Origin of the sequence: Pseudomonas sp. 10C3 (assembly GCF_036346185.1) — a bacterium.
Taxonomy (GTDB): Bacteria; Pseudomonadota; Gammaproteobacteria; order Pseudomonadales; family Pseudomonadaceae; genus Aquipseudomonas.
In genome coordinates, this window is record NZ_JASJVE010000001.1 from 184,165 (window position 1) to 201,807 (window position 17,643).

Here is a 17,643-nt window from a genome sequence, read left to right on the forward strand (position 1 = left end):
TGAGACAGTTGTGACTGAAATTGGCGCTCAGCTCGGTGCGTTCTGACCGGGCTTTGTTTCTTTCGCCTGTCCGCCGTCCGGGTTCGCATTATCGGGAGCCTCGGGTTCTAAATCTGGCGGCGGTGGTGGCTCGTCTTCAGCCTTGTCAATCTCTTCGTCAGTGATGTTCGACCACATACCGGTGGTGTTGCTGGACTGACGAAGTTCTTTAAGTGCTGTTTGGCGGCTGATTAGACCGGCTTCGAATGCATCCAGAACGGTAGTCGTGTCCTTTCCGGCAATGTCTGCCTTCTCGGTATCACTGAGCTGCCACAGTGGCGCGAAGTCGAACGCGAAGCCCTCTGGTAGCGGCTTACCAAGCTCTGAGCGACTAATAACGTCACACAGCGTCGTTACGCCAGGGCGAAGGTCAGAATCCTGCTTGGCCTTCACGTTGTCGTAATAGATGCGTATTTCGCTGTCACTGCTTGAGCTGAGGCCGCCTGGTGATTGGCCGAACAGGATCACGCTCGGGGTCTCTAGCGCCCCAGCAACCTGCTCACCGAAGCGCAGCATGACGTCAGAAAGCCCACCAAAGGCGTACTGATGAGTTTCGAATTCATCAGTTGAATCCATGAGGGTCATCCCTTCATTGGACTGGAACTGACGAATCATGTCGATTTGCTTCAGAAGCGCTTCGAATGCTCGGCCACCGGTAGCGATCAACTCACGCAGCTTCTCTACCTTGTACGTGCGCAGATGGGCTTTGTAGACCAGTTGAGCCGTACCCTGAGTGACGCTATCGAATGCAATCAATCGATCCCACAGCCGCTCGAGTACTGATTGGCCCCATCCGTTCTCACTGATGCGCTGCCAGTACGGAAGCTCAACACCGCCGCGACGGATCACACGCGTGTGGTGAATCTTCTGGTTAACGAGTGCTTGGGCATCCGCGATCACTGTGTAGAACTTCGGCTTGCCCATGTCTGGGCCGTACTCGGTCACCAGATTCTCAAGCGATGGCTGTACAAGCCAGCGATCCAGAACGAGCAAGCCTTTGAATTGACCTTTGCCGATACTGTCGAGGCGCAGAGGCGTCTCAGGCTTCTGCCCGTCAATCAGCATCACGGCAATCGAGCCACCGTAGAGACGACTCCATTTTTCGTTGTCGCACAGGGACTTCCATATCTGCAGGCGCTCGAAAGCGCGGGACATCTTGTCCTTTTCATCTGGCGGCATGATCGAGTTGAATTCGATACCTTCGCGCGTCATGTCAGAGGCGCCGACGTCTACAGCGCGCCCGGCAATCCAGCTTGAGCGGTAAGTCGCCTCCATCTGGATGCGGTTACGGCTGACAAAGCTGAAGCCGTAAGAGCTATTGGCGCTCTGGTTGTCAGTACCAAGCCCTACGCGTGCAGCGAAGTTCTGGAAGCTGTCGCCGGTTGACACGCGGCGTGCGGCATCCGTCTGCTGGGCGATCTTGGCTGCCCGAGCATTGATTGTGTGTCGTTTGCTCATTCTGCGAGTCTCTGCCAGACGCCAAGTCCGCCGCGTGCCTGGATGTAACCATCAAGGCTGTACCGAACGGCGTCCCAACAGTGGTTGTGCTTATCGACAATGACCGGCAGGACATCGCCAGACAACTTGTCGACCTTGTATGAATACAGTCGCGCTTCAGCAGCCATGTGCTTGCAGCGTTCGTGGATGATGATTTCTTCGAAGCCGCGCAAGTGGGCTATGCCGTCCTCAACGCAACCTGACCACTTAGCAGCGGCCTCGATGCTGAAAGACTGTCTGCGCATATAGCTAATCGTTTCAGGGCGGCTACAGTCACCCTTGATCGGCCAGTCGCGGGCATCAGGGATGCTGTCGTACAGCTGAGCCATCTCGTCAATCTCGACACCGACGCCGTATGCTTCGTATTCGATGTAAAGCTTGTTACCTAAAATGAATGAGCGGATCAGCGTGCTTGGGTCTTGGGCAAATCCGAAGTCGGCGCCGAAGAACAGGCGATCAGCCTGCAGCCACAAATCATCACTGAATGCCTCGACGCGATACTTGCCACTGAAGATGACAGCCTCGCTGATCGACTTTGGCTTACCGAGCCAAATATGCTCATAAGCCTCAAAGTCAACGCGCTTGCAGTACTCCATTTCTTTGCGGAGCACTTCTGGGAACCAAGGGTTGTCCGGGTAATTCACCTCGATGACGATTGAATCGTCAGGAGGATTTGCAACAAACCGCATATAGGTTGGGTCTGTGGCCTCATTCGGGTTGAAGCTGATCCATATCTCTGAATCATTTTTGCGGATGGTGGGGGTCAGTACGTCCCACGACGCAGAGGTGACCGTCTGGGCTTCTTCAACCCAGCAGATATCCACGCCTTCAGTAGACTTGACACCCTGCACATCAAACCGCAAGCCCTTGAAAATGAACTCTGATCCGACTGAGCTAGTGATCGCCTTGTCGGTGATCGTGAACCAGGCGTTCAGACCAAGTGATTCGATCTGATCCTTGAGCAGCTTGTGAACAGAGTCCTTGATCGTGTTCTGTACTTCGCGAGCGCAGAGGATTCGAGTCTTCTTGCTACTGGCGATCAGCACCAGTGCGCGAGCTATCTCCCACGACTTGGCACCACCTCGGCCTCCATGGAAGACCTTGTAGCGCATCGGCATGAACAGGGGTGCGAACTTGGGAGCGAACTCAAGATTGATCGCTCCCATCTCCTTTTGCTCCGAACGTCACATTGAATACAGGCGGAGCTAATGGTTGCCCTCCAGGACCCTCAAGGCCGTGATCGATCTTGTCGCGCCACTTCTCTTTCTGTCTGTTCTTTAGCCAGAAGATGGCGGCGGTAGTGTCGGGAGGGTAATGCTTGACAAGGTCGGTCATGACTATCTGGCTATCAATAACCTTGATATCCACTTCGGCATGCTCGTAACCGGTGGCGCGATGAAACAGTTTGTGGGCTACCTCAGCATCAGCTAACGCCTTGCCCTTTTTTAGGGCCCCCAAAAACTCCTTATGGTCGCGCTTCCAGTTATCAATGGTCGTGACCACTACCTCGAAGAAGTCGGCCAGCTCATCATCCGTCGCGCCAAGCAGGCAGAGTTTTCTAGCCTGTTCGGCGAACTCCGCCCTGTACTTGGTTGGACGAGCCATAACTACTCCGATTAGGCAGATTTCTTGGATATGGCGATTGCCTCATCCCACACAGCAGGAACCGGATAGCCCAATGCGGCCAATACAGCCTTGAGGGTGTCGGTGTTTAGTACCGGGGCGGCGGCAGGAGGCTGCACTGCAGGCATTGGGGTCGCGGCGGTTACGGGCGGCAGCTGATCACCAGCGTTGATCACTACGGTCTCATCGGGCATTGCAATTACCTCTTTAGGGGTTTTCGCAATCCGTGCGATGAAGGGTTTCAGGAATTTGGGGAGTTTCATTTCAACCCCTTGCCATCCGTTTGGTTGGCGCAGCTATCACAGTGCAAATATCTGCACACCCAGGCTTTGACCTTCGCCCAGTGATTCACCAGGAAGTAATGCCGCAACCCTGCCATGGCCAGCCCCGCGTGAAAGGTGACGCCCGCTACAGACGGACTGAAGAACATGGTTTCGGTGCGAGTGACGATGGCGTAACCGGATATGGCGATGATGCCGTAGATCAACTTACCGACGATGCCGTCATTGACCTTGCGGCTCAGGCAGCACCAGCAGGCCCACCCTGAGATGATCGCTATCACGACTTCGCTGAATAGTTCGATGTTCATGGTGTGCCCCCTCCGAACTTCTGGCGTATGAGCGCCCAGAGGTCAGCGGCTTTTATGGCTCGGTTGATGGCAGCCATGAGCGAGCCGCCGAAGGTGCCTAACAGGAAGCCGACACCGGCAACGTTGCTGGGCTCGACAATTCCAAGGTGTGAGCTGACGATTCCTGTCAGGTACAGGGAGCAGGCGCACCCAGTGAGCAGGAATACGACCCATGCTTGAACGCTGGTCAGATCATCCTTGTGCCACCAACTGGCTATAACGGCCCCAATGAGGCCCGCAATAACCAAAGAGGATTTATCGCGCAGGAAACTAAGAAACTCCATGCTCGGACCTCTTGGCGTGACGTGAATAAAAAAGGCTGACTGCCAGCCAAAGGAATAGGTGCCTCCCTTCTACGCATTGCCGGAGCAAGAGGCTTGGAGGTCTTTGGGGGAAATTTGGGCAATAAAAAAGGCCGCCGAGGCGACCTTCTAAATTTGTAAGTGTGACCGGACTTGAACCGGCAGAGCTAAGGGTCTCAAACCCTATCACTATCGTTAGCCAAGCAGCTCATCTCTCGGTGGGTATACCGTATCGCCGTAAGCGAGTTCCCCTCACACACTTGTCCTGCCAATCTAATTGCGCAGATGTGACAGGATGGTGGAATATTCGGACATGCGGACATGGAATGCAAGGACTATTTGGGGCCTCTTGAATTTAATCCTTTACCTTGCGTCTGGCTATCTCTCGATCAAGGGCTGCGCCGTATCTATCGCTGCGCGTTGATCTGATTCGCCATAGGGAAAATGCGAGGCGTAGCTTTCGGATAATCATCCTAAAATATCCACCGAGATAGTGACGTAGCTAACTGGCGCAGCCATTACCACAACAACTGATCCGGCCCCGTCATCACCAAGCTTTCGTACTCCGCTGAAATGGCATCGCCAGACGAAACCATCTGTCCTGCAGCCCTGTAAAGTCGACGACCATCCGGGTCCTGCAGCACTACGCGAGGTCTCTCTATGATTTTATGCTCAAGCTTCACGGCATCGCCTCCCCTATCTCTGCTGCGGCGCGAACGATGGCGCGGCGAGTACACTCAAGGCCGTCGCCACTATCAGGCCAGCGCTCAACGAAGCTTCTAACATCGTTATGGGAGCCGTATATCGTATGGGTGCTTCTTGATTTTTGGATGGGACTCACTTCGATGCTGAGCTTATGCGCCAGCCTTAACGCGTCGCCGTCGTCAGTAAGCGGATTCCACTCGTCACCATCGCGCGCAATCGGATCTCCGGGGGCATCCCAGTCAAGATAGATGCTTGCGGCTTTGGCAGCCAACTCCAACAATTCCATATCGGTCACGCCGCTTCCTCCCCAAGTACGCCAGCCAGTTCAAGAATCAATTGTGCCTCCACCAAAGCCTCGTTAACAAGGTTTTCCAGTGCGGCGCGAATACCTTGATTCCAGCGACGGTAAGTCCGCTCGGTCAGCCCTTGATTGTCCCACGTCGCCATATCGTAGTTTGAGTCGGCCAGTACAATCATGTCGCTCGACCGGGAATCGCACTTTTGCAGCTCTTTCTCGGCGGCGCGTCTGACAGCTTCAAAGCTGGCTTCGATGCGCCAAGACTCGGTGGCCTTATGAAATTCCGGCTTTGCGATCTTGCGCGGCACCATCTTGATGCCCTTGATCTGCGGTATGGCCCACGCCGTCACAGCTTTGCGCAGGAACAGATGGGGGGCTGTTGTGGAGATGATCGCGATCAGCTTGGCCGTGCACCCAAGCTTATTGACCTTGTGCGTGGAGTATTTCGCTACCAGGGCATTCCATTGGCGCGGCGACAGGCCGTCATGGAGCAGCTTGTTCACGATGCAATCACTGAGCAGCGCGGCTTCTTTCCCGACAATGGCGCCCTTCTGTTTCGCGCATTGAATCTTGGGCTCGAAGTCACCGCCAGCGCTTGTCATCGTTTCGGCAGCCAAGGCCCGGACAACTGCTGACACTACGTTGCGATAAGTCATGCGGCAATCCTCTTCAATTCTCTGGTCAGTGCCCGGTACTTGGCTTTGATCTCTTGCAGTTGCTCGACGGTGTACTTGCGCACTGACTGATCAGCCTCCAGCCCCTCGACCGCATCCAGCCCGATCCTCTCAATCAGCCCGATCCGGTAATCCACCGCATTACCCGACAGAAACCGGTTATCTGCCTTGCTTTGCGCATGGCAATTGCGCTCATCGAAGCGCAGGTGTGGTGCCGAACCAACGCTGCGGTAATGACCTGCATCTACGGCGTTACCGCTCCAGTCCAATGGCCGGCCGCTGGAGATGCACGCGTGCCCCGCCACCTGATCACGCCACCGGATGTATTCGTTGAATGCCTGCTGACATTCGCGAACGTGGTCACCGCGACTCTTCAGCTTCTCCTTGCGAACCTTGATCTCCCGGCGCCCAACATCAGCCAGGGCCTTGTGCGCCTTCTCGCGGTTCACTTCCTTGATGGCTAAGCCGCACGCCCAGCCACAAACCTTCTGGCCGAGCTGAGACGGTACGAACTGAGTGCTGCACTCGGTGTTTGCGCAGGTCTTCTTCTTGCGGGCGATCATTCCGTCATCCCCGATTCGTAGTGCTCGCCGTCATTGCCGTTCTGTCCGATCACATCGATGCGAACTTCATTAGCCGGCCATTCGATGGGGTGCACCCTGCTGCAGTCCTCGGAGATCATCTGCAGTGCACGATGGATTGAGTCGGCTGCCTCACGCAGATCCTTCTCGTAATCCTTGGCGCCTCGGTTGCCAGCACAGAGCAGCTTCTTCGTGGCGTGCTGAATGCATGGGTTGGCGACTTCAAACAGGTCCAGAACCCGGTAAACGTCGAGCTCTTTGATGTGCGACACGTCTTTGAAGTAATGCGAGTGTTTGCGGATAGTCATTTGAGCGACTCCTGACCATTCAGCTCGGCTACGCAGCTCTTGTTCCGTAGAATGATGGCGGTCTCGCGTGCGCTAATCGCATCTTCCTTGTGCTGGAAATAGCCAAGACTTTTGCTCTTTCCATTCAGCCGAATTGATGCCCTCCACTTCTTTCTGCTTTCTGTCCAGGCGACACCGAGATGGCCGCTTTTATTCCTAACGTCGATCCCGAGGCTTCGAGCTCGTTCTGTAGCTGTTCTGACTTCGAGATTCTCTATGCTGTTGTCTTGCCTATTTTCATTCTTGTGGAATACCTCTTTGCCCGGCATGTGTCCGTAGACATAAAGCCAGGCAAGTCTGTGCGCAAAATACTTTTTCCCATCCAGCACGATTTGAAGATATCCACCATCGCCTGCTGGGCATCCGGTTACTTGTCCGATGTGAATGCTACGTGCCGCCCTCACATTCCATCGGAAGATTCCAGTACCCCTGTCGTAACTCAGTAGATGCTTCAGTCGAGCCTGATCTAGTTTCATGCTCATACCCGCTTCTCCAAACAGAACCACGCGAACAGAATCAGCAGGGTCAGAGCCTGCATGAAGTCGATAAAATTGAAGTCGGTCACAACCCCACCCCCATCTGAAACTCAGCCGGAGTAACCGGCATCTGATAAGCGCACTCGGCGAGGACGATGAGGCGGATTGCGACCCGAATGAGGGCCTGAATGATCATTGACGAGGCTCCCGAGGCTGTCTCATGTAGAAACTGGTAACTACCTCAGCAAGGAAGCGCGCGCCAAACTCAGAAAGCCCGCCAGCGAACTCAGCCGCGGCCCCCGCTCGCTCGCTGTACTCCTTGTCAAGCCGAAGCGCGACTGCGCTACAGAAGCCAGCGATGTCTTCTGCGTCCATCTCCTTGACCAGCTTGTCGACGGATAGGAAAACGGTTGTTTGTGTGGTGACACCAAGTCCTTCGCTCATGCGGCCTCCTTAAACGATTCGAACTCAGCCATTTCAGTCAGCCTTTCCTCGGTGAGCGTCGGCCAGTCATGCAGCACCAGGTACGCGCAGCACTGGCGCCAGAAGTCCTGGAACAACTCTTCACCCATCGAGTCGTAGGACAGGCTTTGCGGGATCTTGCTGGTCAACTGGCCGAGGCCTGGGATGTCGAACACCTCTTCGTCGCAGCACACGCCGGATTCGGTCTGGAGTAACTTGATGGCGTCATGGGAAAGCTTCCCGGAAAACCGATCAATGTTCTGCGATAGAACTCGGCCCAGCCCATGCACAAGGTTGTTGAATTTCGGGTTGCGCGGCTGCTTGAGGTCGGCGCGGATCTTCGTGTTGATCTTGAAGTCCCGCTCCCGAAGGATTGATCGGTCTGCATCGGAGGACGGAACGAATGCCGCTACGTCCTTGCCGGTGACTGGATCGACAAGACGGCGCAGTACCAGGTACACGGGCATCGGGCGGGGCTTGGCTGGCTTAGCCATGAGTCACCTCCGCTTCCCGGGCTATCTGCTCCAGGCGCTGATCCGCCTGAATCAGCAGTGACGTGTGCTCTGCATCGCTATCAGCAGGCATGCATACGAATCGAATCCCAGCTTTGGTGAGTGCGCTCGCCATTTCCATAGCCTTGCGCAGATCAACTGGACTGGCGCGATTCATGACCGCTCTCCCTTGCTCAGCGCGACGTCTATCTGCTCCATCACCAACCTGCGGAGGGGAAACATTGGCGATATACGTCCAGCACCATCAAGCATTCCGCGCACCTTGGCGTCATGCATGAGGAATTCGCTGGAGGATGTGAGAGCAGCCCGCAACCCTTCGCACTCAGCCTTGAGCTGTCGGTTTTCGGCTGAAGTACCAGTGATATCTTTCCATTGCTTTTTGTAAGCTGGAGCGTTCTCGATAATGTCTTCCGCCATCTCCTCAAGAAGGTCGGAACGGTACTCGTCACTGGTATTAGCTGCCGCAAACATCAGGCTATCGAAGGCGCAGGCAATACCGTCTTCGTAGGATTTCTGCGCGGTCAGCAGCCCTATCTGCTCTTCCATCTTTTCGATTATTTGTGCGCGCAACTCATGGTTCCGACCTTCAGTCTCGCGAGTTCCTTTTGATAGCTCCAAGGCTTCGCGAAGGATTTCGTTCTCAGCAATCAGCCCCAGCACTACCGCTGGATTGGCAGCAGCAATAAAGTCGGCGTCTGGCGCCCCGGCGCTGAGCAAGTGTTGCAGGCAGTCAGCCGTATACCAAGCCGCCTCGCCGATGTTGTCGCTTTGCTCGACTGCAGCCTCGGCCAATTCCTTAAGCGATTTCAAATCGCTCATGACTTCACCTTCAGGCCTGCAGATTCGATGGCGAATCGAACGCCATTAGGAGTCAGCATTCCGCCAACATTGGTTTGCCACGCCTTAGGCAGCTCAATCACCAGCGCCTCGCGGGATGCTTGCCATGCTGCTGCCCACGCTTGCTGAGCGGTATCGCTGACGGACATCCATTTGAAGCCGTAGAACGCTTCGAATGATTGGTGCATTTTGGATTCGCTCATGACCGTTTCTCCATGTCAGTTGTCACGGCCTGCACGCTTGGCGTACCGACGATCTTGATCCCGCGAGGGTCTTTGGCGAATGCGTTACGGACGCGGCCGATAGCCGACTCCAGCGCTTGGCGATAAACCTGATCCATTTGGCACTCAGGCCCCCAACTTCCGACGTTTGAGATTTGAACGGTCAGCGTTACGACGGCGCCGGTTGTTGTTCGAACTGTTGGCTTACTCATGCCCCACCCCCGGCTTCATTCATCCATGCCTCGTGCGATCTGATCTGCGCAGACTCCCGCGCCCATTTGCGCTTATGGTCAGCCGCCAAACCTTTCAGGCAGTTCTTGCAGGTCACGTTTTTAGCGGTGGTGGTCACTTGAATCTCGTCACCCTCCCGCTGGAAACATCTTGGGCGGCAGTCGCATTCTTGCTGGCCACAGCAGTGCGATATGAAATGCACGATCTTGGTTTTCATGCCCTCACCCCACTCGCCCGCTTCTGACTCCCATCCGTCCGCACAAGTCGGTTGTCTGCACCCTTTTGCATGGCGATGAAGTCCTTGTGCTTGAAGACGATTGAGAAGCCTTGGAGCTGGAGTTCGGAGACTTTTGATTTTTGGGCGGGGGTCATAATTTGCGCTCCCGTGCAGCTAGCATCTCGTTAGCAAATTGGTACGCTGCATCGGAGTGATCGCGATAGTTCGAATGCTTTTTGAACGAACCGTCTTTATCCGTGCAGCCCCAACTTTTGGCGACGATCATGGCGCCAAGGGCATGCATGGCGATCTCATCGCGAAGCCGGACAAGATCCTCAGAGGCGGGGACAAGTTTCTTCACTGGAATAGTCATCAGAATCCCTCCTTGCCGCGTTGTGATTCCCACTCAAACCGCACGCCGATGCAGCCGTTCTCGCGGATACGGTCAACGCAACGCACGCCAATGGCTTCGTTCAGTTCAGTGGAGGAAAGGTTGCTGACGATTATCGTCGGGCGTGACTGCTCGTAACGGCCGTTGATGATGCTGAAAAGTGTGGCCAGCTCGAACTCGCTTTGTTTGGTAGCTCCAACCTCATCCAGCACCAGCAGATCGGCACCAATGATTTCGGCCATGATGTAGGCCTCAGACGAGCCAGAGCGGTCGCTGAACGTCGCCCGGATGTCGCTAATGACCGTGCCGACAGTGCGGTAAATCGCCTTGACCGAGCATTCTTCGATCAGGAAATTAACTGCGGCGATGGCCAGGTGAGTCTTGCCGGTTCCGACCTTTCCGAGCAGTAACATGCATCGGCCATCACGCTTGTGTTTCGGAAAGTCATCGACGTAATCGACGCAGGCATCGAGCGCGATTTGCTGTTCTGGACGGTCTACGCGGTAGTCAGCAAAAGACTTCTCGGTGAACCGTTTCGGAATGCGCGCACTACCCTTTTGAACCATCGCAAACTGCCATTTTTTGCGCTCAAACTCTTCCATTTCGCGTTTGTCGCTTGCGCACACAGGGCACCCAGAAGGCTCGCTAGACGATTTTAAGATTACGGCCGAGTACTCGCCGTGCTTTTCGCAGATCACAGCTTGGCGGCCTATCACGCCAAGCTTGCGGTCCATGTGCGCACCAAGATCAGAGACGGAACGTGCCATTGGCGTTCTCCTTGGTGCCTTCGCGGTAGTCGCGAGTGTCGGTCAGGAGGTGGCGTGAGACGGCGGCAGGTTTTTGGAACTGGTGCACGTTGCTGATGGACTTAACCTCGTCTTCCCAGCGCTTGCCGTTGATCCAGGTAGTCGGCATCGGGACGTACTTGCCGCCCTCCTTGAGCCAGTCGGCCGATACCGCCTGCGCTGACAGTCCCTTGGCGATCAGGTTGAACAGGTCGTCAGTGACTTTGAGTCTCGCCCATGCCTTCTGCGCTTTGGCTTTGTCCTGCTTGCGCGGATAGAGCTTCCAGAAGCTAGCGAACAGGCCTTCCGTCTCCTGCCCATCCCCCTCTGGGGGTAAGGGGGTTTTATTCTTATCTGTATCTGTATCTGTATCTGTATCTGTATCTATATGGTTGCCATTCCGTTGCAACGGATCGTCAACGGAATTTGAACGGTCGTTGAGTTCCTGTTGTTTTTTGAGTGCTTTTGCCTTCGCTGAGGCCTTTCCTGCGTTCGAAGCGGTCACAACCTTGCTGTTTACTGACTCAAGGTCAGACTCAACGCGGAACTGAATCCAGTGCGTTTCGGTGACATGGAAGAACTCACTCAACGTTTCGGCAACGGAAGGCCAACGGTCGTTGGGGATGCGTGCGACTGTTGAAAGGCGATCAATACGCACTGGCTTGCCTGTCTGCCAGTAGCTGAAAAGGATCAGCAGGTATGCGCCGTGCTCCTCTGCGGTGAGGTGCGAGGTGTCGGCCAGATAGTCGGCGACATAAAGTTGCATGTACGGTAGGGCTGCCATCACACGGCCTCCTTCAGCGCCTTGTCGTGAGTGAATAGGCCGTCCCACGTCTTCTTCATAGGCAGATCTCCACTCAAGTAGAGGTCGTACAGCTTCGCAGCCCCCTTCTTCAGCAGGACTGGCGTGAAGGACACAAAAGGGTCTTTGCCGTGCGGGGTTATTTCAACCTGATGCTCAGTCATGTACTTGTCGCGAGCGTACGAAGCAACGCGCCACCGAAGACCGGATTTGCTCTCGTTGAACAGCCAGTTGCGGACCTCAAGGGATTTGCCCACTTGCATGACGTTGACCCCATTGAGGCCCTTGCAGAATTGGGTGTGAGTCATCCCCTCTTTAAAGAGATTTTCCATGGAGTGGATTTTCACGGCTTGAGCTTCGACCTGGATCGTAAGAAGCAATCGGGCCTTTTCCGACTCCATTGCAATCTGGAGAATGTCCATGGTGGAGAGTTCGCGGGGCGTCTCCATTGCTTTGAGCTTTTGCAGTACGGTACGACGAACAGCCTTCGACTCCCGCATGCCGACCAGCGTGCATTGATCAAGAGTCAGGTCGTACGAATCCATCGGGACGCGGGTTTGGGGATGTGCAATTTTTTTGCACCCCCCTAGCTCGTCACCAATCTCATCTTCGACGCGGGCAATGAACTGGTCATTGCGGACTTTTGGTTCGCCAGCATTCTCGCGCTCTGCATTGATCAGCTCGCGCAGCTCAATGCTGGACATAGTGCGCGACACGTTTTGCGTTTGCAGAAAACGTGTCGCGGATTGGTTGGGGGTATTGCCGGATGTAATAGAGGTATGCATAATCAGCTCCAGAACGTTTTGCAGAAAGCAGTTGAAGAAATCACCAGGCCCGGTGATTTTTTTTCGCCTGCGGTTTGGGTGGGAGATAAATGGGCGTCAGGCGCATCCGTGATATCGTTTTGATTCCACTCGAAACGATGGCCCTGGAGGCCTGACATGACTGAAAAAAAGTACTTCGTGAAAGATCCGGCAGAAGCAGCTATTCCGATAGTTGCAGCGCTTATCACTGCCGGATTCATCCCGTATGACGCGGACGAGATAGCCCAAGCGCATAAGATTATTTCTCGGGCGCTGGATAAGCCGAAGACGGACCCCATGAAGATCAGTCAGCCTCTCTTGTCGAGGGCGTAGCCTGGATATGTAGCTCCAGAAACCCGCGACTGATGGCGCGTGCGCAGGTAATGGCATGCGCTTTTTTCTCAGCATCCGGGATATGCGGAAGCGTTAGCGTGAGAACCGCCTTTAGGGTTTCGGTGACGTCTTCGCGAGGATCATTCAGTGCAATCAGTTCTTTACTCATGCCCTTCTCCGTATCTAGTGTCTGGAATTTGGTGGTCCTAATTAGGCTCAGTAGTGACCCTGATTAGGTGATCGCCTTTCGGCTTCCCCGTGATAGCTATCAAAGTCGCTTTGGGGCGCCTCGAAAGGGTTAGTCCGCCCATTGCGATTGATTCAATAACGATTTCTTCAAGAGCCTCATCGAGGCTGTACTGCTTGTATTTGGCGAGTTTTTCCACTCGCTCTCTTGTGCCTGGACTCAGGCTTTCGTAGTCGAGCAATTGACCCTCCTTAGGCTGCTCAAGCAGCGCTAAACTTCTTTTCTTCCTTAAGCAGGCCTTCAATTGCGCCGTTCTCAACGCCCCACTCGATGATTTCGAGGAGAAATGTCGCGTGCTGCGTATGAGCCCGGCATGCGGCACGAGCCAGGATCTTGTCTAGGGTTTGGTTGAAACTGACTTGACGGCGCTTATTGCGCTTGTCTTCTGGGTTATTTTTGTAGGCCATCTGTGTTGCTCCTTGCTTTGGTGAAATTGGTTTAAGCGGCTGAAAGAGATGATTGAGGTCGAGCACAAAGCTCCCGAGCGGTAACTTTCCCGCCGGTAAGCTCTTCTGCTCTGAACGCCTTTTGGGCGCTCATAAAGTGAATCCCGGCCATCCAGTACGAAACAGCGGCCTGGGAAACGCCGAGAGCTAAAGCTGTTTTGGTTTGCCCGCCAAAGTGTTCGACGAGCTTTTCGATGGGGGTCATTTGAGAGCCCTCCTGATAAGCCTGCTTATATCGTATGAAGAAGGAGGCTTATTTGCAAGCAGATAAGGGAACTTATAAATTTAACGCCATGAGCACACTCGCCGAACGCGTCAAATTAGCCCGCGCTCATGCGCGCCTAACCCAGAAGGCATTGGCTTCTAGGGTTGGCGTTGAGCAGCCTGTAATTTCTCAACTGGAGACAGGAAAGAACCTGCAAAGCGTTCATTTATCAAAAATCGCCCACGTCTGCGGAGTCAGCTCTATATGGCTTTCAGACAATGTCGGGGAAATGGTCGATGGAAATACGGCAGATGAAGATCCTGCAATTTCTCACGAGGGATCAAACGTAAAGCCAACGTTTTTGCGTCAAAGGAAGTCAAATCCGTACCCGGTAATAAGCTGGGTTGCAGCAGGAAGCAGGGCGGAGTCGCCCGACAATTTCAATCCAGGGGATGCGGACGTGTGGCTTGTTTCAGATCAAAACGCAGGGGATTGCGGCTACTGGCTTGAAGTGAAGGGGAAGTCGATGACTTCAGATTCTAGCCCTAGCTTCCTGCCGGGTACATTCGTCCTTGTTCAGCCAGAAGGCTTTGATCTGATTAGCGGGAAGTACTACATCGCAAAACACATGGATGGCGAGACGACTTTCAAGCAGTACATCTATGACGCCGGAGCTGAGTACCTGGCCCCGCTCAATCCTGCCTATAAGACGATTGAGCTTGATGCTGATGAGTGGCAGGTGATTGGTCGGGTGGTAGATGTAAAAGTGACCGGACTCTAGCCGATCTGGCGCGGCGGCGGTGTCGGGTAGGCGGGATGGGTGGCGGGGATTTGTAGGCAAAACATATTGTGCTGGTCTTTTCTAGCGATAATTTGAAAAATGCACAGGGAACGTCTGTTATTATGGCCAGTCGTAAGGCGTCGAAGGGCACATCAGGGGCAAGCATGAAATCGTACGCAATCTGGAATAACAAAGGCGGGGTCGGGAAGACATATCTAACCTTCGCGATTGCCTCTGAATATGCACGGATCCATCCGGATAAGCGCGTAATCGTGGCAGATATGTGCCCGCAGGCTAATCTATCTGAGATTATCTTGGGCGGTAACGGCAAGGGTGCGGCAGCGCTAGGAAAGCTGATCAAGGCCAGGAAGACAATTGGCGGCTACTTTGACGCTAGAACCCGGAGCGCTCATACCATAACCGGGAGTGAGACCTCGTTTCTCATCAAGGGTCGCGACTTCAATCCGAACATGCCGGATAATCTTTACTGTCTTGCTGGGGATCCAAGCCTAGAAGTGCAGGCGCCAGTAATCAACCAGCTAAGCGCTGTGAGCCTTCCTGCTGATTCCTGGAAGAGCGTGCATCTCTGGCTAAAGGATTTGGTAAATGCCTGCGGAAACTACCTCGGCGAGCATGAAACTACCTGTTTTATAGACTGCAACCCCAGCTTTGCAGCGTATACAGAGCTTGCCCTGCTAGCTGCAAATCAAATAATCGTTCCATGCTCAAGTGACGGATCCTCGGCTAGAGCGATCGACAACCTAGGTCAGCTTGTCTATGGAATTGATGTGCAGGATGCCTATAAGGCAGTCAGCTTCTTTGACAGAAGCAACAGCTTTGGCGCCCCGGTTCCTGTAATTCACTCATTCGTCTTCAATCGATCCACTCAGTATGACAAGCGTGCCAGCAAGGCTTTTTCGGCAATGTTTGATAATATTGAGATCAGAGCGCGGAATCTGAAAGCTAAGATGCCGAGCGCTTTCCAGAGTGGCGAACTTCAGCGTTTTGAGGTTCCGGACAATCACTCTGTAGCTATCGTATCCTCTCACCTAGGGCTTCCGTTATGCGATGTAAAGCCTGGTAGTTATGAGGTCTACGACACGCGGCCTCAGGTGAATAGCGAGCCCATCGAGCGTTACCAGAAGGCTATATCAGATCTAGTGATGAGCCTCTGAGATAAAGCCCGGCCAACCACCGGGCTTTTTATTGCCTGCGATTCGCCCTCCCCGCCTGACCTGATCCATGAGCCCGCTGACTGAGCGGGCTTTTTTACGCCTCCATGAAAATATATAAGCTTCCTTATTGACTCGACGAATAAGCAGGCTTATATTCACCCCATCGCAGCGACAAACCACCGAAGCAGCGATAGGGCCTCATTAAGGTCTTCGCTCTTTAACAACCTGATGGACGCCGAGCTGGCCGATGCATAGCCAGCAGACCTACCGCGTAACGGTAGGCAGCGATTCGACCTTATGTCGGCGCTGGGCACAGGAGACCTCATTCGGAGGGCGTAGCGGTGAGCTGCGTAATGACTTGACGGCCAAAGGCCCGATGGGAGTTGACGGGAAATCGACCGTTGGCCTGTGCAAGGAATAGAGATTACCTGCCCGTTACCAGCGGGCAGGATGTTCTCCAGGTGGCCCTACTCAGGACCACGCGGAAAGCAGGAGAGTGAAATGAAGATTGATGGACTGAAGATTGAAGTAATTCCAAAGCCGGGCACCGATGAATTCGATCAGTTGGCCAAGCAGTTCGCCGAATCTGCTTACCGTCACTTTGTTGAGTTGTGGCGACAAGGTGCCGAGCAGAACCCCGCCGCCAATTACCCTCAGTTCTTGGCTACTGAATGATCTCGACTTGGTTCGCTCTCGGCATCTGAGGCGGCTCAAAAGGCTTTGCAAACACCGAATGGATGTTCCCGCAGTCGCCACAGCTTGCAATCAGGATGTTCTTGTTTGCAGGAGCGGGCTGGATGGCGACCTTGGTCAGTCCTTCGACTCCGCATGCCGAGCATTTCGGTTTAGCAATTTCCATGTTGTTGCCTCAACGGTTGTAGGGACTTGAGAGGCTACCACGGCCCGGCGTGGGTAAATATCCGGGTACAGAATTCAAGCCGGTGGCCGACGCCAGTAGCGGGTCACGGCGCCACAGATTTACTAATGCCGCTTCGATGAGGCGGCATTGGAAATTAACGGAGGGCAAGACGATGGAAATCAAACCCGCAGAAGAAATTCGGCAAGACCTGCTCATGGCAGCGCTGACCGAATTGAAGACCAAGGCCGCTCAGGTGGTCGCTGACGTAATGGGCCAGCTGTATTGCGACTACCTGCCTCACGTAGATACCGATACCGAGTCGAACATCGGCAATCGGGTTGACGGTGTGATCCGCAATCTGGTCGCCGGGAAGTTCGAAAAGAAATCGGACTCCATGGTGTCGGTAAGCGACAGCTACGGTCGTGACCACTACGTCCACATCAACAGCTACGACGGCCTCGTAAAGCCGCTGTGCGACCTGATGGGGCCAGAGATTGTGAGTGCTCGGGTCAAACAGCTCGAGGACGAGGTTAAGTCGCTAAAGCAGCAATTGGGCGGCGCTTACTGGAGCTAAACACCCTGCCCAAGCGCCCGCATCGGGAGCTTTGTTGAATTCAAGTGGAGGGATGGAAGATGAAAATTGCAGATCTGGAAAAGACGCGCATCAGCCTAACGAAGTCGATCAGCGATGAGTTGGCACGTCACAAAGCAACCTCGGACGGTTTCAAGGCTGAGCTGACCGAAACAAATCGGCTGATCAGCGCGTCGGCTGATGGCATTGATCTTGACGCACTAAAGCTTGCCGAATCGGTACTTGAAGTGCGCGGCAGCTACGACAAGGCTGGTGATGATCGCTCCCGCGCTCTCCAAAAGGCAATTGACGACCTTGCAACTGGCGCGCAGTCACTGAGAAAGGCTTATGTAGGCACCAAGTCTTACGCCCATTGGCACGGACAATTCATTGAATGCAGCTACGGTATGGGGCCATCTCACGGTAGCGTGATTTTCTCTATCGGCATCCGCCGAAGCCAGCTTGGTCGTGACCTGACCGAGCCTGAAATTGAAGCGGCCCTGTACTACCTGCGTAGCCTTCAACGAATTCAGTCGGCAGAAACACCGAAAGCAGCCTAACCCACGCATTTCTCATGCAGCTAGGTAGCTGGCTG

The 17,643-nt window shown here is 54.3% G+C and carries 33 protein-coding genes; 6 read left to right on the forward strand and 27 right to left on the reverse strand.

Annotation, left to right across the window (positions count from 1 at the left end):
* Positions 1 to 27 precede the first annotated feature (27 nt).
* The 22 genes from QN399_RS00955 to QN399_RS01060 form a co-directional block, all read right to left on the reverse strand.
* Positions 28 to 1,497 (reverse strand): DUF1073 domain-containing protein, encoded by a 1,470-nt coding sequence (locus QN399_RS00955; protein WP_330200417.1) that lies wholly within the window; start codon positions 1,495 to 1,497, stop codon positions 28 to 30.
* Positions 1,494 to 2,702, reverse strand: coding sequence for a PBSX family phage terminase large subunit (locus QN399_RS00960; protein ID WP_330200418.1), 1,209 nt, complete (start codon positions 2,700 to 2,702; stop codon positions 1,494 to 1,496). Before QN399_RS00960 ends, QN399_RS00955 begins: the two co-directional genes overlap by 4 nt.
* On the reverse strand, positions 2,683 to 3,141 hold the full coding sequence (locus tag QN399_RS00965) for a terminase (protein WP_330200419.1): 459 nt from the start codon (positions 3,139 to 3,141) through the stop codon (positions 2,683 to 2,685). The genes QN399_RS00960 and QN399_RS00965 overlap by 20 nt, the downstream gene beginning before the upstream one ends.
* A gap of 11 nt (positions 3,142 to 3,152) precedes the next feature.
* Positions 3,153 to 3,422 (reverse strand): hypothetical protein, encoded by a 270-nt coding sequence (locus QN399_RS00970; RefSeq protein ID WP_330200420.1) that lies wholly within the window; start codon positions 3,420 to 3,422, stop codon positions 3,153 to 3,155.
* Positions 3,419 to 3,748 (reverse strand): hypothetical protein, encoded by a 330-nt coding sequence (locus QN399_RS00975; protein WP_330200421.1) that lies wholly within the window; start codon positions 3,746 to 3,748, stop codon positions 3,419 to 3,421. The genes QN399_RS00970 and QN399_RS00975 overlap by 4 nt, the downstream gene beginning before the upstream one ends.
* The gene (locus QN399_RS00980; RefSeq protein WP_330200422.1) at positions 3,745 to 4,071 is read right to left on the reverse strand and encodes an MFS transporter; all 327 of its coding nucleotides are present in this window, start codon (positions 4,069 to 4,071) and stop codon (positions 3,745 to 3,747) included. The genes QN399_RS00975 and QN399_RS00980 overlap by 4 nt, the downstream gene beginning before the upstream one ends.
* Positions 4,072 to 4,768: 697 nt before the next feature.
* Entirely contained in the window at positions 4,769 to 5,089 is a 321-nt protein-coding gene (locus QN399_RS00985) for a hypothetical protein (protein ID WP_330200423.1), read from the reverse strand.
* Positions 5,086 to 5,748: a hypothetical protein gene (locus tag QN399_RS00990; RefSeq protein WP_330200424.1), complete on the reverse strand. Its 663-nt coding sequence runs from the start codon at positions 5,746 to 5,748 to the stop codon at positions 5,086 to 5,088. The genes QN399_RS00985 and QN399_RS00990 overlap by 4 nt, the downstream gene beginning before the upstream one ends.
* Positions 5,745 to 6,329 (reverse strand): recombination protein NinG, encoded by a 585-nt coding sequence (locus QN399_RS00995; protein ID WP_330200425.1) that lies wholly within the window; start codon positions 6,327 to 6,329, stop codon positions 5,745 to 5,747. Before QN399_RS00995 ends, QN399_RS00990 begins: the two co-directional genes overlap by 4 nt.
* The gene (locus QN399_RS01000) at positions 6,326 to 6,655 is read right to left on the reverse strand and encodes a hypothetical protein (protein ID WP_330200426.1); all 330 of its coding nucleotides are present in this window, start codon (positions 6,653 to 6,655) and stop codon (positions 6,326 to 6,328) included. Before QN399_RS01000 ends, QN399_RS00995 begins: the two co-directional genes overlap by 4 nt.
* The gene (locus tag QN399_RS01005) at positions 6,652 to 7,176 is read right to left on the reverse strand and encodes an HNH endonuclease signature motif containing protein (protein ID WP_330200427.1); all 525 of its coding nucleotides are present in this window, start codon (positions 7,174 to 7,176) and stop codon (positions 6,652 to 6,654) included. The genes QN399_RS01000 and QN399_RS01005 overlap by 4 nt, the downstream gene beginning before the upstream one ends.
* Before the next feature lie 186 nt (positions 7,177 to 7,362).
* Positions 7,363 to 7,614 (reverse strand): hypothetical protein, encoded by a 252-nt coding sequence (locus QN399_RS01010; RefSeq protein ID WP_330200428.1) that lies wholly within the window; start codon positions 7,612 to 7,614, stop codon positions 7,363 to 7,365.
* The gene (locus QN399_RS01015; RefSeq protein WP_330200429.1) at positions 7,611 to 8,126 is read right to left on the reverse strand and encodes a hypothetical protein; all 516 of its coding nucleotides are present in this window, start codon (positions 8,124 to 8,126) and stop codon (positions 7,611 to 7,613) included. The genes QN399_RS01010 and QN399_RS01015 overlap by 4 nt, the downstream gene beginning before the upstream one ends.
* On the reverse strand, positions 8,119 to 8,301 hold the full coding sequence (locus QN399_RS01020; RefSeq protein ID WP_330200430.1) for a DUF1382 family protein: 183 nt from the start codon (positions 8,299 to 8,301) through the stop codon (positions 8,119 to 8,121). The genes QN399_RS01015 and QN399_RS01020 overlap by 8 nt, the downstream gene beginning before the upstream one ends.
* Positions 8,298 to 8,963: a hypothetical protein gene (locus QN399_RS01025; RefSeq protein WP_330200431.1), complete on the reverse strand. Its 666-nt coding sequence runs from the start codon at positions 8,961 to 8,963 to the stop codon at positions 8,298 to 8,300. Before QN399_RS01025 ends, QN399_RS01020 begins: the two co-directional genes overlap by 4 nt.
* Positions 8,960 to 9,184 (reverse strand): hypothetical protein, encoded by a 225-nt coding sequence (locus QN399_RS01030; RefSeq protein WP_330200432.1) that lies wholly within the window; start codon positions 9,182 to 9,184, stop codon positions 8,960 to 8,962. The genes QN399_RS01025 and QN399_RS01030 overlap by 4 nt, the downstream gene beginning before the upstream one ends.
* Positions 9,181 to 9,321, reverse strand: a complete 141-nt coding sequence (locus QN399_RS01035; RefSeq protein ID WP_330200433.1) for a hypothetical protein — start codon at positions 9,319 to 9,321, stop codon at positions 9,181 to 9,183. Before QN399_RS01035 ends, QN399_RS01030 begins: the two co-directional genes overlap by 4 nt.
* 89 nt (positions 9,322 to 9,410) lie before the next feature.
* The gene (locus tag QN399_RS01040; RefSeq protein ID WP_330200434.1) at positions 9,411 to 9,650 is read right to left on the reverse strand and encodes a hypothetical protein; all 240 of its coding nucleotides are present in this window, start codon (positions 9,648 to 9,650) and stop codon (positions 9,411 to 9,413) included.
* A gap of 151 nt (positions 9,651 to 9,801) precedes the next feature.
* On the reverse strand, positions 9,802 to 10,023 hold the full coding sequence (locus tag QN399_RS01045; RefSeq protein ID WP_330200435.1) for a hypothetical protein: 222 nt from the start codon (positions 10,021 to 10,023) through the stop codon (positions 9,802 to 9,804).
* Positions 10,023 to 10,808 (reverse strand): ATP-binding protein, encoded by a 786-nt coding sequence (locus tag QN399_RS01050; protein WP_330200436.1) that lies wholly within the window; start codon positions 10,806 to 10,808, stop codon positions 10,023 to 10,025. The genes QN399_RS01045 and QN399_RS01050 overlap by 1 nt, the downstream gene beginning before the upstream one ends.
* Positions 10,789 to 11,610 carry a DUF1376 domain-containing protein gene (locus QN399_RS01055; protein WP_330200437.1) on the reverse strand — a complete coding sequence of 274 codons (822 nt, stop codon included), beginning with the start codon at positions 11,608 to 11,610 and terminating at the stop codon, positions 10,789 to 10,791. Before QN399_RS01055 ends, QN399_RS01050 begins: the two co-directional genes overlap by 20 nt.
* Positions 11,610 to 12,413, reverse strand: coding sequence for a phage antirepressor protein (locus tag QN399_RS01060; RefSeq protein ID WP_330200438.1), 804 nt, complete (start codon positions 12,411 to 12,413; stop codon positions 11,610 to 11,612). Before QN399_RS01060 ends, QN399_RS01055 begins: the two co-directional genes overlap by 1 nt.
* A gap of 156 nt (positions 12,414 to 12,569) precedes the next feature.
* Between QN399_RS01060 and QN399_RS01065 the strand changes: the two genes are divergently transcribed.
* A complete protein-coding gene (locus QN399_RS01065; RefSeq protein ID WP_330200439.1) occupies positions 12,570 to 12,764 on the forward strand; it encodes a hypothetical protein in 195 nt (64 codons plus the stop codon).
* Here the strand turns inward: QN399_RS01065 and QN399_RS01070 are convergent.
* The 4 genes from QN399_RS01070 to QN399_RS01085 are packed head-to-tail and all read right to left on the reverse strand — an operon-like array spanning position 12,736 to position 13,662.
* Entirely contained in the window at positions 12,736 to 12,933 is a 198-nt protein-coding gene (locus tag QN399_RS01070) for a hypothetical protein (RefSeq protein WP_330200440.1), read from the reverse strand. The genes QN399_RS01065 and QN399_RS01070 overlap by 29 nt on opposite strands.
* 37 nt (positions 12,934 to 12,970) lie before the next feature.
* Positions 12,971 to 13,192, reverse strand: coding sequence for a hypothetical protein (locus tag QN399_RS01075; RefSeq protein ID WP_330200441.1), 222 nt, complete (start codon positions 13,190 to 13,192; stop codon positions 12,971 to 12,973).
* A gap of 19 nt (positions 13,193 to 13,211) precedes the next feature.
* Positions 13,212 to 13,418 carry a hypothetical protein gene (locus QN399_RS01080; RefSeq protein ID WP_330200442.1) on the reverse strand — a complete coding sequence of 69 codons (207 nt, stop codon included), beginning with the start codon at positions 13,416 to 13,418 and terminating at the stop codon, positions 13,212 to 13,214.
* A 31-nt stretch (positions 13,419 to 13,449) separates the two neighbouring features.
* Positions 13,450 to 13,662: a Cro/CI family transcriptional regulator gene (locus tag QN399_RS01085; RefSeq protein WP_330200443.1), complete on the reverse strand. Its 213-nt coding sequence runs from the start codon at positions 13,660 to 13,662 to the stop codon at positions 13,450 to 13,452.
* Positions 13,663 to 13,714: 52 nt separating this feature from the next.
* On the opposite strand from QN399_RS01085, the gene QN399_RS01090 reads away from it, so the two are divergent.
* The 3 genes from QN399_RS01090 (at position 13,715) to QN399_RS01100 (ending at position 16,293) form a co-directional block, all read left to right on the forward strand.
* Entirely contained in the window at positions 13,715 to 14,443 is a 729-nt protein-coding gene (locus QN399_RS01090) for an XRE family transcriptional regulator (protein WP_330200444.1), read from the forward strand.
* Positions 14,444 to 14,607: 164 nt separating this feature from the next.
* A complete protein-coding gene (locus tag QN399_RS01095; RefSeq protein WP_330200445.1) occupies positions 14,608 to 15,618 on the forward strand; it encodes a ParA family protein in 1,011 nt (336 codons plus the stop codon).
* Between the two features lie 501 nt (positions 15,619 to 16,119).
* A complete protein-coding gene (locus QN399_RS01100; RefSeq protein ID WP_330200446.1) occupies positions 16,120 to 16,293 on the forward strand; it encodes a hypothetical protein in 174 nt (57 codons plus the stop codon).
* On the opposite strand, the gene QN399_RS01105 is transcribed toward QN399_RS01100, so the two are convergent.
* Positions 16,283 to 16,477: a hypothetical protein gene (locus tag QN399_RS01105; RefSeq protein ID WP_330200447.1), complete on the reverse strand. Its 195-nt coding sequence runs from the start codon at positions 16,475 to 16,477 to the stop codon at positions 16,283 to 16,285. The genes QN399_RS01100 and QN399_RS01105 overlap by 11 nt on opposite strands.
* Positions 16,478 to 16,649: 172 nt before the next feature.
* On the opposite strand from QN399_RS01105, the gene QN399_RS01110 reads away from it, so the two are divergent.
* Together QN399_RS01110 and QN399_RS01115 are read left to right on the forward strand one after the other, a co-directional pair.
* On the forward strand, positions 16,650 to 17,051 hold the full coding sequence (locus QN399_RS01110; RefSeq protein WP_330200448.1) for a hypothetical protein: 402 nt from the start codon (positions 16,650 to 16,652) through the stop codon (positions 17,049 to 17,051).
* Between the two features lie 59 nt (positions 17,052 to 17,110).
* Positions 17,111 to 17,608, forward strand: coding sequence for a hypothetical protein (locus QN399_RS01115; protein WP_330200449.1), 498 nt, complete (start codon positions 17,111 to 17,113; stop codon positions 17,606 to 17,608).
* Positions 17,609 to 17,643: the final 35 nt, after the last annotated feature.

Excerpts from the sequence above, each read along its gene's own strand:
- QN399_RS00955 (WP_330200417.1), bottom strand. The coding sequence starts at position 1,497 with ATGAGCAAACGACACACAATCAATGCTCGGGCAGCCAAGATCGCCCAG.
- QN399_RS00960 (WP_330200418.1), bottom strand. The coding sequence starts at position 2,702 with ATGGGAGCGATCAATCTTGAGTTCGCTCCCAAGTTCGCACCCCTGTTC.
- QN399_RS00965 (WP_330200419.1), bottom strand. The coding sequence starts at position 3,141 with ATGGCTCGTCCAACCAAGTACAGGGCGGAGTTCGCCGAACAGGCTAGA.
- QN399_RS00970 (WP_330200420.1), bottom strand. The coding sequence starts at position 3,422 with ATGAAACTCCCCAAATTCCTGAAACCCTTCATCGCACGGATTGCGAAA.
- QN399_RS00975 (WP_330200421.1), bottom strand. The coding sequence starts at position 3,748 with ATGAACATCGAACTATTCAGCGAAGTCGTGATAGCGATCATCTCAGGG.
- QN399_RS00980 (WP_330200422.1), bottom strand. The coding sequence starts at position 4,071 with ATGGAGTTTCTTAGTTTCCTGCGCGATAAATCCTCTTTGGTTATTGCG.
- QN399_RS00990 (WP_330200424.1), bottom strand. The coding sequence starts at position 5,748 with ATGACTTATCGCAACGTAGTGTCAGCAGTTGTCCGGGCCTTGGCTGCC.
- QN399_RS00995 (WP_330200425.1), bottom strand. The coding sequence starts at position 6,329 with ATGATCGCCCGCAAGAAGAAGACCTGCGCAAACACCGAGTGCAGCACT.
- QN399_RS01000 (WP_330200426.1), bottom strand. The coding sequence starts at position 6,655 with ATGACTATCCGCAAACACTCGCATTACTTCAAAGACGTGTCGCACATC.
- QN399_RS01005 (WP_330200427.1), bottom strand. The coding sequence starts at position 7,176 with ATGAGCATGAAACTAGATCAGGCTCGACTGAAGCATCTACTGAGTTAC.
- QN399_RS01010 (WP_330200428.1), bottom strand. The coding sequence starts at position 7,614 with ATGAGCGAAGGACTTGGTGTCACCACACAAACAACCGTTTTCCTATCC.
- QN399_RS01015 (WP_330200429.1), bottom strand. The coding sequence starts at position 8,126 with ATGGCTAAGCCAGCCAAGCCCCGCCCGATGCCCGTGTACCTGGTACTG.
- QN399_RS01020 (WP_330200430.1), bottom strand. The coding sequence starts at position 8,301 with ATGAATCGCGCCAGTCCAGTTGATCTGCGCAAGGCTATGGAAATGGCG.
- QN399_RS01025 (WP_330200431.1), bottom strand. The coding sequence starts at position 8,963 with ATGAGCGATTTGAAATCGCTTAAGGAATTGGCCGAGGCTGCAGTCGAG.
- QN399_RS01030 (WP_330200432.1), bottom strand. The coding sequence starts at position 9,184 with ATGAGCGAATCCAAAATGCACCAATCATTCGAAGCGTTCTACGGCTTC.
- QN399_RS01035 (WP_330200433.1), bottom strand. The coding sequence starts at position 9,321 with ATGGATCAGGTTTATCGCCAAGCGCTGGAGTCGGCTATCGGCCGCGTC.
- QN399_RS01040 (WP_330200434.1), bottom strand. The coding sequence starts at position 9,650 with ATGAAAACCAAGATCGTGCATTTCATATCGCACTGCTGTGGCCAGCAA.
- QN399_RS01045 (WP_330200435.1), bottom strand. The coding sequence starts at position 10,023 with ATGACTATTCCAGTGAAGAAACTTGTCCCCGCCTCTGAGGATCTTGTC.
- QN399_RS01050 (WP_330200436.1), bottom strand. The coding sequence starts at position 10,808 with ATGGCACGTTCCGTCTCTGATCTTGGTGCGCACATGGACCGCAAGCTT.
- QN399_RS01055 (WP_330200437.1), bottom strand. The coding sequence starts at position 11,610 with ATGGCAGCCCTACCGTACATGCAACTTTATGTCGCCGACTATCTGGCC.
- QN399_RS01060 (WP_330200438.1), bottom strand. The coding sequence starts at position 12,413 with ATGCATACCTCTATTACATCCGGCAATACCCCCAACCAATCCGCGACA.
- QN399_RS01065 (WP_330200439.1), top strand. The coding sequence starts at position 12,570 with ATGACTGAAAAAAAGTACTTCGTGAAAGATCCGGCAGAAGCAGCTATT.
- QN399_RS01070 (WP_330200440.1), bottom strand. The coding sequence starts at position 12,933 with ATGAGTAAAGAACTGATTGCACTGAATGATCCTCGCGAAGACGTCACC.
- QN399_RS01080 (WP_330200442.1), bottom strand. The coding sequence starts at position 13,418 with ATGGCCTACAAAAATAACCCAGAAGACAAGCGCAATAAGCGCCGTCAA.
- QN399_RS01085 (WP_330200443.1), bottom strand. The coding sequence starts at position 13,662 with ATGACCCCCATCGAAAAGCTCGTCGAACACTTTGGCGGGCAAACCAAA.
- QN399_RS01095 (WP_330200445.1), top strand. The coding sequence starts at position 14,608 with ATGAAATCGTACGCAATCTGGAATAACAAAGGCGGGGTCGGGAAGACA.
- QN399_RS01100 (WP_330200446.1), top strand. The coding sequence starts at position 16,120 with ATGAAGATTGATGGACTGAAGATTGAAGTAATTCCAAAGCCGGGCACC.
- QN399_RS01105 (WP_330200447.1), bottom strand. The coding sequence starts at position 16,477 with ATGGAAATTGCTAAACCGAAATGCTCGGCATGCGGAGTCGAAGGACTG.
- QN399_RS01110 (WP_330200448.1), top strand. The coding sequence starts at position 16,650 with ATGGAAATCAAACCCGCAGAAGAAATTCGGCAAGACCTGCTCATGGCA.
- QN399_RS01115 (WP_330200449.1), top strand. The coding sequence starts at position 17,111 with ATGAAAATTGCAGATCTGGAAAAGACGCGCATCAGCCTAACGAAGTCG.